The organism is Curtobacterium sp. TXMA1, assembly GCF_020162095.1.
Taxonomy (GTDB): Bacteria; Actinomycetota; Actinomycetes; order Actinomycetales; family Microbacteriaceae; genus Curtobacterium.
Genome location: NZ_CP083910.1, coordinates 2390468 through 2402279, shown reverse-complemented (window position 1 = coordinate 2402279; position 11812 = coordinate 2390468). Strand labels below are relative to the sequence as shown.

Genomic DNA, 11812 nt, shown 5'->3' with positions numbered 1-11812 from the left:
TCGGCCAGGATGGACCGGTGAGCACCGACCCGACCACGACCCCCGACGGCCTGGTGACGGGGGACGACGGACTCGCGCGACCGGTCTGGGCCGCGAGCGACGCGATGCTCCGCGAGTACTACGACACCGAGTGGGGCATGCCGGTCCGCGACGAGCGCGGCGTGTTCGAGCGGTTGTCGCTCGAGGCGTTCCAGTCGGGGCTGTCCTGGCGCACGATCCTGGCGAAGCGGCCGGCGTTCCGCGCAGCGTTCGCCGACTTCGACCCGGACGTGGTGGCGACCTTCGGTGACGACGACGTCGAGCGCCTGATGGCGGACGCCGGCATCGTCCGGAACCGGGCGAAGATCCACGCGACGATCACGAACGCGACCGCGACCATCGCCCTGCGCGACGACGGCGGACTCGCCGACCTCGTGTGGTCGTTCCGGCCGGACGCGACACCGGCGCCGCGGACGATCGCCGAGGTCCCGACGACGAGCGACGAGTCGGTCGCCCTGTCGAAGGCGCTCCGGAAGCGCGGGTTCGTCTTCGTCGGGCCCACGACGATGCACGCCCTGATGGAGGCACTGGGCATCGTCGACACGCACCTCGTCGGCAGCCACCGGCGCGGGTCGTCCGGCGTCTGGGGCTGAGGAGCCCGCGCTCAGTCGAGCGGGAGCTGCATCTGGGTCGCGGTGACGCGGTAGCCGAGCGACGCGTACAGGTCCTGCGCGCCGGTGCTGTAGGCGAAGACGTTCAACCCGATGCTCGTGGCTCCGTGCTCGCGGGCGACCCGCTGTCCGGCCTCGAGTGCCCGTCGTGCGTGCCCGCGGCGGCGGTGGCTCTCGTCGACCTCGACGTTGAACACCCACCACTCGGTGCCGCCCGGCGAGAACGGTCCGATCCAGAGGAACCCCACGACGGTGTCCTCGTCGTCGACCAGGTCCCAGACGAAGTGGTCGGGCAGAGGTGCCTCGTCGGGGAACCACTGGTCGAGCGACTTCTGCTTGTTCGCCTCCGCCTGCTCGCGGGTCTCGCCGGCCCGCATGCGCGACGCGACGTACTCGGCCATCGTGCGCTCGAGCCAGGCCGGGAGGCGCGTGGCCGGCATCGGGACGAGCCGCGTCTCCGTCACCGGTTGCCCTTCGAGCCGCGCTTCGGCTTCCCGTTGCCGAGCCGCTGGGTCCCGGGTCGACCGGACCCCCGGGGCTTCCGCGCGCCCTTGCCGCCCGCCTTGCCGCCGGAGGCCTGCTTCGCGGTGGCCTTGCCACCACCGGAGCGGGCGTCGCCACCGGAGCCGCGACCGGTGCCCGAGCCGCCGCGCGCGCCGCGCGAGCCGTCGTCGTCGGCGCTCGTCGTGCCTCCCGGCCGGTCGGCGGTGTTCCGCGAGCTGTTGGCGGTGCGGCCGCGGACGACGCCGATGAACTCCTCGGTGGTGTCCGAGGCGTCGGCGTCGCGCCAGACGAGGGCGATCCGGGTCCCCGCCGCGCCGTCGAGGGGCTTCGCCACCAGGTCCTTGCGGCTGGCGGCGCGGAAGAGGGACTGCGGGAGCACCACGACGCCGACGTTCGCCTCGACGAGGTCGAGGGCGGCGGACACGTCGTCGGGGACCGGCCCCGCGTCGACGACGTGCACGTCCGCCAGGTCGGCCTCGGTCACGACGTCGGCCGAGGCGAGGGAGCCGTCCTTCGGCATCGCGACGACGGCGGTCTCGGTCCACAGCGGGATGGCGTTGAGGTGTGCGCCGACGGGCATCCGGGCGAAGGCCATGTCCGCCTCGCCGGTGAGCGCCTGGTCGACGTCGGCGGGACCGATCGGCAGCAGGCCGAGTTCGGCGTCCGGGAAGCGTTCCCGCCAGACCCGGACCCACTTCGCGGGGGAGACCCCCGGGACGAAGGCGATGGTGAGGGCCGCGGTCATGCAACCGAGTGTAGGGGCCGTACCCTGGTACCCATGGCGCAGGAACAGACGATGAAGCCCGAGACGGCTGCGAAGAAGCTCGGCATCCTGCTGGCAGCAGCCCCGGAGTCGTTCCGCGCGGAGCCGGTCACGCGGACCGCCTTCGACGAGCTCCGGACGCAGCCGCCGGCGTGGCTCGAGGAACTCCGTCGCGAGGGGCCGCACCCGCGTCCGGTCGTCGCCCAGAAGCTCGGCGTGTCGATCTCCGGGCTGGTGCGCGCCGGCGTCGAGGAGCCCCTGACCACCGCCGAGATCAAGGCGCTGCTGCAGGAGATGCCGGAGTGGCTGGTGCGCGAGCGCGCCACCCAGGCCGAGGTGCACGCCGAGAACGCCCGTGTGAAGCAGGAGCGCGCCGACAAGGCCGCTGCCCGCGCCCAGGACTGACCGACCGGAACCACCCCGGACGCCGCTCGCCATGACCGCCGTGCACGAGACCGTCGCCGACGCGATGCTCGTCGTGCCGCAGTTCGCGTCGGTGTGCTGCATCGTGGGGGACCGCTACCGTCCCCGCCCCGGCGTGATCGTCCCCGCCGCCGTCATGCTCGTGGCGATGGTGCTGCCCGTCGTGCAGGCCGGTGCCTCGTGGACGCTCCTCGCGGCTGCCGTCCTGCTGCTCCTGGCGCCGCTGCCCGTGCTGCGGCGCCGTCGGCCGGACGGGCGCCGGGCGGAGCCGATGGACGTGCACCGGGCGCTGTCCTCGGTCGTCATGGCCGGCATGCTGCTGATGGGGCACGCCACCGGTCTGACCGACGGACACGCGGGCCACGGGATCGCGCTCTCCGCGGTCCTCGGTGCCGGGGTCATCGGCTACTGCGGGTTCAGCGGCTGGCTGCTCCGGTACGAGTGGGCGCGCGAGGACCGTCGTGCGGTCCGCAGCGGCGAGGTCTTCGCCATGACCGTCGCTGTGGTCGGGATGACCCTGGCGATGTAGCACCGTCGGCGCGCGACGATGAAGCCCCGGCGCCGTCCGGCGGTAACGTTCGGGGCGTGTCCGACCGAACCGTCCGTCGCCCCGTCACCACGCCGCGCCTCGACGAGGTCGACGAGCGCATCCTCTGGACCCTGGCGGCCGATGCCCGCATCCCGAACAACCGGCTGGCCGCCGCGGTCGGGATCGCGCCCTCGACCTGCCTGACACGGGTGCGCGCGCTCGAGGACGCCGGCATCATCCGCGGCTACCGCGCTGACGTCGACGTCGCCGGTCTCGGGTTCGCGATCGAGGCGATGGTGTCCGTCCGGGTCCACGCTGCCGCCCGGCACGAGCTCCGCGACTTCGCGAAGCGCCTGCTCCGGGTGCCCGTCGTGCAGGACGTCTCGTTCCTCGCCGGCGACAAGGACTTCCTGGTGCACATCGCGTGCACCTCCACCGAGCAGTTGCGGGACTTCGTCGCCGACGAGCTGAGCGGGGACCCGGCGGTTGCGACGACGCAGACCAACATCGTCTTCGAGCGGCTCGTCGCGGACCGGGCGCACCAGGGGCGGTCGTTCGACGAGCTCCGCCGCTGGCGCGCCTGACCCGCAAGCGGCGGGACGACTAGCGCGTGCGCGTCATCGGCACGTGCGGGATGGCGTCCTCGAGGAAGTCGTCACCGGAGCGCACGAAGCCGAAACGGCCGTACCACTGCTCGAGGTGCGCCTGCGCGTTGATCGCGATCGACGACGACCGCGACTCGGCGATCGCCGCCTCCATGAGCTGCGCCCCGAGCCCCTGCGACCGGGCGTGCCGGGCGGTGGCGACGCGGCCGATGCGCTCGGTCCCGTCGTCCTCGCGGAGGAGTCGGAGCGTCGCGTCGACCGACCCCTGACCGGCCCAGAACTGCACCGTGCCCGGCTCGAGGTCGCGCCCGTCGATGTCCGGGTAGGCGCACTCCTGCTCGACGACGAACACGTCCTGTCGGAGCCGCAGGATCTCGTGCAACGTCACGATGTCGAGGTTGCGCGTCGGGGCGGAGAAGATCGAGACCACGTGCGGCCTTTCCTGAGAATTCCTGCCAGAACCGGTTCCGGTCCGGGATCGATCGGCGTACAGTGCCGGTCAACCACTCTACGTGCGCAGCCGAGATCAGGAGGTGAGCGCATGGACCAGCCGTTGCGCGACCCCTGGCGCGCGCTGCTCCGGACCGCCCTGGTGGGCGTCGGGGTCGCTGCTGCGCTCGTGCTGCTCTCGCTGCTCCTCGGAGCCCGCCCGGCCGCCGCGGCCGAGGGCGCCCCGCAGCAGCGCGGGCTGGTCGGTGGGCTGGTCCAGGACGTCGGTGGCACCGTCCAGGGCGTGACGCAGGGCGTCGGCGGGGTCGTCGACAGCGCGGTCGCACCCGTCCGCAGTGCCGTCGCCCCGCCCGCTCCCGCTCCGGTGCCTGCGGCTCCGGCCCCCGCCGCCCCCGCTCCCGCGGCGGCACCGGTCCCGGCCGCACCGGCACCTGCGCCCGCTCCGGTCGCGACCCGGCCCGCTCCCGCGGCACCGCCGGTGCAGCAGGCCGCACCGGTCGTCCCGGCGGCACCGCGGGCGCAGCACACCGGGACGCCGACGCCGGCTCCGCAGCAGGCGACACCGGCCCCGACCGGCACCGCCGCCAGCCCGGCCACGTCGACGACGGACGAGGCCGTGAGCGCGGTGGGCAGTGCCTCCCGGCCGCTCACCGACACCCTGACCGGTGTCGTCCGTCCCGTCACCGAGACGGTGCAGTCGGTCACCGACGCACGGCCCCTCACCGGCGTCGTCGAAACCGTGGACACGGTGGTCGGCGCGCTCCCGGTCACGCGGGACCTGCTCGGCGCCGACACGCTCGGCACCGTCACCCACCCGGTCACCGGAGTCGTCGACGACGTGGTCGGCGGCGTCGGGACGACCGTCGGCGTGCTGCCGGGAACGGTCGAGCAGGTCGTCGCGCCCGTCGAGGACGCGCTCCCGGTCCTGCCGCTGCCCGTCGGGCCGGTCCTGCCGGTCCCGTTGCCGCCCCTCCTGCCGGGAGGCACGCTGCCCGTTCCCGGGACCACGCCGATCCCGGTGGGCGGTCCGGTCGAGCAACCCGTGGGCACCCGGCCGCACACGACCGGGCCCGGTGCACCGACGACGGCCACCGTGCCGGCCACGACCGCCGTGTCGGCCACGGCCGCTCCGGTGGTCCTCGCAGCTTCGTCGACGGCACCGGCCGCCGCAGCGCCCGTCGGTGGTTCGACCACCGATCGCGCCGTGACCGTGGTCGCTGCCGCCCCCGCAAGCGCGCCGGTCGCGGCGACGATCGGCGGTGCGGCACTCCTCGTCCCGGCGGACGGTGCCGGCCACGAGGGCCTCCCGTCCGGTCCGGGTACCTCCGGGACCACCGGCGGTTCTGCCTCCGGCTCCGCCGGCGCTGCGCCCGTCGGGGTCGACGGCACGTCCGCCGTCCTGTTCTCCCTCGCCGCGGGGTCACGCGGCACCCTCGCCGACGACGTGGTCCCCGCGTCCGTCGTCGGGGACCACGACGTCGCTCCTGACTGAGATCGGTGCGCCTGTCCGGCACGGCAGGCCCGCACCACCCGACCGCGATCGCGGTCGGACGACAGATCTCGATCAGTGAGGAACGAACGACCATGAACAAGTACGTCTCGAGAGGGCTCTGGTTCACCCTCTTCGTCGGCGGCCTGACACTCGGAGGGGCGTGCGCGGCGAACGCTGCGACGACCTCCGGTGACGACGGCCTCCTGTCCGGCACCCAGGTCGCCCCGGCGATCAGCGCGCCGGTGTCCGCCGCCGGGAACGCCCTCGGGGTGCTCGGCGACGCCGTCTCCACCGCCCCGGCCGCCGCGCCCGCCGCGGCTCCTGCTCCGGCTGCTCCGGTCACCTCGGGATCGGACGGCATCGCGTCCGGTACCCAGGTGGCACCCGTCGTCACGGCACCGGTCCAGGCGACCGGGAACGCGGTCGGCGTCGCGGGTGACGCGACCGCGACCGCCCCGGCCCCGGCGGCTCCTGCTCCTGCGGCTCCGGCTCCTGCCCCCGCTCCGGCCCCGACGACGTCCGGCTCGGACGGTGTCGCGTCGGGGACGCAGGTCGTCGGTGACGTCACCGCTCCGGTGACGGTCTCCGGCAACGCCGTCGGGGTCGTGGGCGATGCGGCGGCTGCTCCGGCGTCCGCGCCGGCCCCGGCCACGAGCACCCCCGCGCCCGCGGAGCCGGCAGCAGGGCCGACGACGTCCGGCTCGGACGGCATCGCGTCCGGGACGCAGGTCGCCCCGGTGGTGTCCGTCCCGGTGACGGTCACCGGCAACGGCATCGGCGTGCTCGGTGACGGGTCAGCGACGGGGACGCCGACGGCGGGCAGCGGTGCGGGTGCGACCCCGGCAGCGAGTGGCACGACGTCGGGTGACGACGCGGTGCTCGGTGGCACGCAGGTGTCGCCGGTCGTGGACCTGCCGATCACGATCGGTGGGAACGGCATCGGCGTCCTCGGCGACGGCACGAGCACCGGTACCGGCAGCGGTACCGGTGGCGGTTCGGGTCAGGGTGCGGCCCCGGCAGCCGGTGGCACGACGTCGGGTGACGACGGCGTGGGCTCCGGGACGCAGGTCGCCCCGGTCGTGTCCGTCCCGGTGACGATCGGCGGGAACGGCATCGGCGTGCTCGGTGACGGCTCGGCGACGGGGACGGCGCCGACCGCCGGCACCGGTGCGGGTGCGACCCCGGCAGCGAGTGGCACGACGTCGGGTGACGACGCGGTGCTCGGTGGCACGCAGGTGTCGCCGGTCGTGGACCTGCCGATCACGATCGGTGGGAACGGCATCGGCGTCGTCGGTGACGGCACGAGCACCACGACGCCCGGGACCGGCACCGGTACCGGCACGGGCACCGGCACGGGTTCGGGTTCGACCCCGGCCGCGGGTGGCACGACGTCGGGTGACGACGGTCTGGGCTCCGGCACGCAGGTCGTCCCGGTCGTGTCGGTCCCGGTGACCGTCGGTGGCAACGGCATCGGCGTGGTCGGCGACGGCACGAGCACCACGAACCCGGGCAGCGGCACGGGCACGGGATCGGGCACGACGCCCTCCGCCGGTGGCACGACCTCCGGCGACGGCGGTCTGCTCGGTGGGACCCAGGTGATCCCCGTCATCAGCGTGCCGATCACCATCGGCGGGAACGGCATCGGCATCGTCGGTGACGGCACCAGCACCACGACCCCGGGCACCGACCCCGGCACCGACCCCGGCACGGACCCGGGCACCGACCCCGGCACGGACCCGGGTACCGACCCGGGCACCGACCCCGGCACGGACCCGGGTACCGACCCCGGCACTGACCCGGGCACCGACCCCGGTACGACCGTGCCCGGCGACACCACCGCCGGCACCTCGGTGCCGGGTGTGACCACCGTCCCGGTCGCGACCACGGACGTCACCGCGGCGGGCGCGGTCGTAGCGACCAGTGCCTCCCGGCCGACCGCGTCGACGACCACGGCTGCGGTGACCGCTCCTGCGGGGGCAGCACAGCCCGAGCTCGCCTACACCGGAGCCGGCTCGCAGACGGTCCCCGCGGGCATCGCGTTCCTGCTCCTGCTCCTGGGAGTCGGGGTGCTCGCGCTCCGGAAGCGCACCGCGTAGCACCAGGGGGTGGGAGGGGCGTCGTCAGCGGCGCCCCTCCCACCCGTGCGCGCCCGGCGCGAGCCGCTTTGGAGCGACTGGAGCTTCCCTGGGAGCATTCGGTGCCCAACCTGTGCGCAGTGGAAGCGCTTCCGAGGCTGTGCGGCAGCGCTGCGGGGCCACGATGAACCCGTGCTCCACGAACTCCTCCGCGTCCCGATCACCGGCAGCAGTCTGCTCGTCCCGGTGTACGTCATCGCAGCCCTCCTCGCCGGCTGGGTCCTGATCGGTCCGCTGCACGAGCGGCACCGTCTGCGCCGCGCTGCGGTCCGGGTCGGGGGAGCCGCGGTCGGCGCGGTGATCGGCCTCGCCGCAGTGTGGTGGACGGGTGACGTGCAGGACGACTTCGGCGTGCAGTTCACCCCCGTCACCCGGATGTGGATCGCCTTCGCGTTCGCCGGTGTGGCGTTGCTGCTCGTCGTCGCGGTGCAGGGCGGGTGGCTCGCACGCGTCCTCGCCGTCGCAGCCGCCGGCGCACTCGTGCTGTCGGCGGGACTCGGCGTCAACGTGGACTTCGGGTTCTACAAGAACATCGAGCAGGCCATCGCCACCAACCCCTACAAGACAAGGGACCTGCCGGTCCTGGCGGACCAGCCGTCGCAGCCCGAGGTCGACGCGGCGGACTGGCACGCACCCGCCGGCATGCCGACGAAGGGCGAGACGTTCAGCGTGTCGATCCCGGGCAAGGTCTCGCACTTCCGGGCCCGCAAGGCGGTGGTCTGGCTCCCGCCGGCGGCACAGGTCGCGGATCCGCCACGCCTGCCCGTGCTCGTCGCGCTCTCGGGGCAGCCCGGTCAGCCGGCCGACATGTTCCAGACCGGTGACCTCGGGAGCTTCCTCGACCGCTACGCGGCGGCCCACGACGGGCTCGCGCCGATCGTCGTCTCGCCGGACCAGCTCGGGGCACCGAACCGCAACCCGATGTGCGTGGACTCCCGACGCCTCGGCCGGAGCGCGACCTACGTGATGACCGACACGGTCGACTGGATCGAACACCACCTGCCGGTCGCCAGCGGACCGGGCGCCTGGGGCATCACCGGGTTCTCACAGGGTGCGACCTGCGCGATGCAGTTCTCCACCGAGCACCCCGACGTGTTCGGCTCGGCGCTGGCGATCTCCAGCGAGCTCGCCCCCGTGACGGGCAACGCGCACACGAGCACCGCGCTGGCCTTCGGCGGTTCGACCGCGGCCTACCGGGCCGCTGCGCCGGTCGCGGTGATGGCGGCACACGGGTCGTACCGTGACCACCTCACCGTCTTCGGTTACGGTTCGGAGGACGCCCCCTACCGGGCGTCGACCGAGACCCTGCACGCCGCAGCGGTCCGCGCGGGCATGCAGACGCAGGTCATCGTCTCGCCGGGATCGGCACACGACTGGAACACCGTCCGCTACGTGCTCGCGCACGGACTGCCCGTCGTCCTGGCGCACCTCGGTCTCCCGCAACAGGAGGGTGCGCTGTGAGCAGGACCACGTCAGGAGTGACCGCGGTGTGGTCGCGGATCGTCAGGTCGGTCCGGCGGTACCCGGTCACCGCCGTCGTCTTCGTCCTCGTGCTCCTCACCTCGGTCGGGGGACTCGTCGCCCGCGTCGTCGCGCGCACCGCGACCCTCGACGCCGTGCCCCTCAGCCCGTTCCGCGTCTTCGCGGTGACGACCGGTGTCGTGGCGCTCGTCCTCACCCTGGTCGGGGTCGTCGTGCTCGTCGGCGCGTCGGAGCGGCTCATGGGCGGACGCCGGACCGTCCTCGCGTTCGTCGTGACGACCGTCGTCGGAACCGGGCTCGGCGCCCTGACGGCGCTCGTCGACCAGGACGGGCGCCAGGTCGGGAGCCTGCTGCTCGGACGCGCCACGAGCTTCGACCCCTGGACCGCCCTGGTCGGCACGATCGTCACCGCGAGCGCCTTCGCCGGCCCGCTCTGGCGCCGACGCATCCGGGTCAACGCCGTGGCCGTGGTCGCCGCGCTGCTGCTCTACGCCGGGCACGCCTCCGACCTGTACGCCGCGCTCGCGACGGCGGCCGGGTGGTTGCTCGGCGACCTGCTCCGGCGCGGTCCCGCCCGGCTCGGCTGGACCAGGAGCTCGCACCGCGAGACGCGGGTCCTGCTCGGCACCGTGGTCCTGGTGTCCGCCGTCGGTCCGGTGATCGCACTCGTGTCCCGTGCCCGGGTGGGGCTCCTCGCCCCGCTCGCGGCCGTCGTCGGCACCGGTCCGGTCACCCCCGTGCACGGCTGCCGCGCGGACAGCGCGTCAGGCGAGTGCCTCCGGGGACTGCTGGCGTACCGGGCGACCGATCCGTGGACGCTCGTGCTCGCGGTCGCGCCGCTCCTCGTGCTCCTCGTCGCCGGACTCGGCCTGTTCCGGGGCAGCCGCTTCGCGGTGTGGCTCGCGGTGGCCGTCGACGTCGTGCTCGCCGTCGCTGCCGCCGTCACCTACGGACTCCTGCCCGCCGGAGCGGCAGCGCTCCACGGCGCCGAGAACCGCTTCGTGGTCACCGTCTCGGTGATCGCGTCCGTGGTCGTGCCGCTCGCGACGGCCCTCGTGCTCGTGCTGCTCCGCCGGTCCTTCACGGTGCTGCCCGCACGCCGACGCGTCGTGACCTTCGCCGTGGTGGTCCTCGTCGCGCTCGTCGTCGTGACGACCGTCGTGCTCGTCACCGCGGCGTCGACCCGGGAGACGGTCGCCGACCCGCTGCGTCTCGTCGTCGCGGCGCTCGGTCCGCTGTCGCCCGTGGTGTTCTGGGACCGGCTGGCCTCCCTCGACCCGGCACTCCGCTTCGTGCTCGGCGCCGCGGGCCCGGTGCTCTGGCTGGTCGTCGCCGGCGCCGCCGTCCGTCCCACCGGTGCCGTCGAACCCGACGCGGACGCCGACGGACTGCGCGAGAGCCGGCTCCGTGCCCGCACCCTGCTCGAGGCCGCCGGCGGGGACACGTTCGGGTGGATGACGACCTGGCAGGGCAACGCCTACTGGTTCAGCGACGACGGCCGCGCGGGCGTCGCGTTCCGCCGGAACGGCCGGGTGGCGGTGACCGTCGGCGGACCGTTCGGGTGGCCCGACGCCCGCGACGCGGCGATGGTCGACTTCGCCCGGTGGTGCGACGACAACGGCTGGACGGCCGTGTTCTACGGGATCGGTACCGAGGCCGCCGGCACCCTCACGGCGCAAGGCTGGGAGACGCTGCCGGTCGCGGAGGACGCCGACCTCGACCCGCGCACCTGGACCACGAGCGGCAAGAAGAAGCAGGACGTCCGCACCGCCGTCAACAAGGCGGACCGCGAGAGCATCACCGCACTGTGGTCGTCGTGGCAGGACCTGCCCCCGGCAACGGTGCGGCAGATCGAGGCGATCTCCGAGGAGTGGGTCTCCGAACGAGAGCTGCCCGAGATGGGCTTCACGCTCGGCGGCATCGACGAGATGCGGGACCCCGCGGTGCGGACGCTCGTCGCGCTCGATCCCGAGGGCACCGTCCTCGCCGTGACGAGCTGGCTGCCGAGCCACCGCGCCGGCAGGGTGGTCGGGTGGACGCTCGACGTGATGCGTCGCACGAACGCGGCACCGAACGGCGTGATGGAGTTCCTCGTCGCGAGCGCCGCACAGCGGATGCGCGACGACGGGGTGGAGCGCCTCAGCCTGTCCGCCGCGCCGCTCGCGCAGTCCGCCGAGGGTGCCCCCGCCGCCGAGGGCGTGCAGGACCTGCTCGACCTGGTCGGTGGGGTGCTCGAGCCCGTCTACGGCTTCCGGTCGCTGCTCCGCTTCAAGGCGAAGTTCGGGCCGGAGCTGCACCCGCTGGTGCTCGCCTACCCGGACCCGGTGGCGCTCCCGGCGATCGGCGTCGCCGTCGTGCGGGCCTACCTGCCGGACCTGTCGCTGCGGCAGGCGGTCGCGCTGGTGCGCGGGCGGAGCTGACGCCGGCGTCCCGCGGCGGCGTCCGACGGCGCACCACGGGACGGACGGGAGGTCCGCCGCGGCCCCGCCACGCGCCTCCCGGCCGTCCCGCGGCCCGTCGGCGCCCCGCGGTCCCGTCACACGACGCAACGCCGTCGGGCGCACGGTCGGGGGCGTGGGGTATCGTTCGGGGTACGCAAGCGCTCCGGGGTCGGTGCAAGTCCGAACCGGTGGTGACAGTCCACGAGCTGACGACGGGTGCGAACCCGACCGATGCTGACCCGGTGGGATTCCGGGACCGACGGTGAGAGTCCGGATGGGAGGAAGCGCTGGCGGACAGGACACGTCCGTACCCGGACGCGCCCGATCCGCCGATGCCG

11 protein-coding genes and 1 riboswitch are annotated in these 11812 nt (G+C 74.3%); of the genes, 8 read left to right on the top strand and 3 right to left on the bottom strand.

What is annotated here, in order from left to right:
* Positions 1–17 precede the first annotated feature (17 nt).
* Complete coding sequence (locus tag LCG91_RS11340) at positions 18–632, top strand: DNA-3-methyladenine glycosylase I (RefSeq protein ID WP_224441418.1); 615 nt, start codon at positions 18–20, stop codon at positions 630–632.
* Between the two features lie 11 nt (positions 633–643).
* On the opposite strand, the gene LCG91_RS11335 is transcribed toward LCG91_RS11340, so the two are convergent.
* Both LCG91_RS11335 and LCG91_RS11330 read right to left on the bottom strand, forming a co-directional pair.
* Complete coding sequence (locus LCG91_RS11335; RefSeq protein ID WP_224441417.1) at positions 644–1114, bottom strand: GNAT family N-acetyltransferase; 471 nt, start codon at positions 1112–1114, stop codon at positions 644–646.
* On the bottom strand, positions 1111–1899 hold the full coding sequence (locus tag LCG91_RS11330) for a LysR family transcriptional regulator substrate-binding protein (protein ID WP_224441416.1): 789 nt from the start codon (positions 1897–1899) through the stop codon (positions 1111–1113). Before LCG91_RS11330 ends, LCG91_RS11335 begins: the two co-directional genes overlap by 4 nt.
* 33 nt (positions 1900–1932) lie before the next feature.
* Here LCG91_RS11330 and LCG91_RS11325 point away from each other — a divergent pair, with 33 nt between their 5' ends.
* Genes LCG91_RS11325 through LCG91_RS11315 form a run of 3 tightly spaced genes read left to right on the top strand, consistent with a single transcriptional unit; the run spans position 1933 to position 3453 of the window.
* Positions 1933–2322 (top strand): DUF5997 family protein, encoded by a 390-nt coding sequence (locus LCG91_RS11325; protein ID WP_058729189.1) that lies wholly within the window; start codon positions 1933–1935, stop codon positions 2320–2322.
* Between the two features lie 31 nt (positions 2323–2353).
* The gene (locus tag LCG91_RS11320; protein WP_224441415.1) at positions 2354–2869 is read left to right on the top strand and encodes a hypothetical protein; all 516 of its coding nucleotides are present in this window, start codon (positions 2354–2356) and stop codon (positions 2867–2869) included.
* A 56-nt stretch (positions 2870–2925) separates the two neighbouring features.
* Positions 2926–3453, top strand: a complete 528-nt coding sequence (locus tag LCG91_RS11315; protein WP_153001824.1) for an Lrp/AsnC family transcriptional regulator — start codon at positions 2926–2928, stop codon at positions 3451–3453.
* A gap of 19 nt (positions 3454–3472) precedes the next feature.
* Here LCG91_RS11315 and LCG91_RS11310 read toward each other — a convergent pair whose 3' ends face one another.
* Positions 3473–3904 (bottom strand): GNAT family N-acetyltransferase, encoded by a 432-nt coding sequence (locus tag LCG91_RS11310; protein ID WP_126892230.1) that lies wholly within the window; start codon positions 3902–3904, stop codon positions 3473–3475.
* A 111-nt stretch (positions 3905–4015) separates the two neighbouring features.
* Between LCG91_RS11310 and LCG91_RS11305 the strand changes: the two genes are divergently transcribed.
* The 4 genes from LCG91_RS11305 to LCG91_RS11290 all read left to right on the top strand — a co-directional run bounded on the left by LCG91_RS11305 (position 4016) and on the right by LCG91_RS11290 (position 11453).
* On the top strand, positions 4016–5416 hold the full coding sequence (locus LCG91_RS11305) for a hypothetical protein (RefSeq protein ID WP_224441414.1): 1401 nt from the start codon (positions 4016–4018) through the stop codon (positions 5414–5416).
* Positions 5417–5508: 92 nt separating this feature from the next.
* Complete coding sequence (locus LCG91_RS11300; RefSeq protein WP_224441413.1) at positions 5509–7512, top strand: beta strand repeat-containing protein; 2004 nt, start codon at positions 5509–5511, stop codon at positions 7510–7512.
* Between the two features lie 171 nt (positions 7513–7683).
* Complete coding sequence (locus tag LCG91_RS11295; protein ID WP_224441412.1) at positions 7684–9012, top strand: alpha/beta hydrolase; 1329 nt, start codon at positions 7684–7686, stop codon at positions 9010–9012.
* Positions 9009–11453 (top strand): bifunctional lysylphosphatidylglycerol flippase/synthetase MprF, encoded by a 2445-nt coding sequence (locus tag LCG91_RS11290; protein WP_224441411.1) that lies wholly within the window; start codon positions 9009–9011, stop codon positions 11451–11453. Before LCG91_RS11295 ends, LCG91_RS11290 begins: the two co-directional genes overlap by 4 nt.
* Positions 11454–11630: 177 nt before the next feature.
* A riboswitch (FMN riboswitch) is annotated at positions 11631–11764 on the top strand.
* Positions 11765–11812 lie beyond the last annotated feature (48 nt).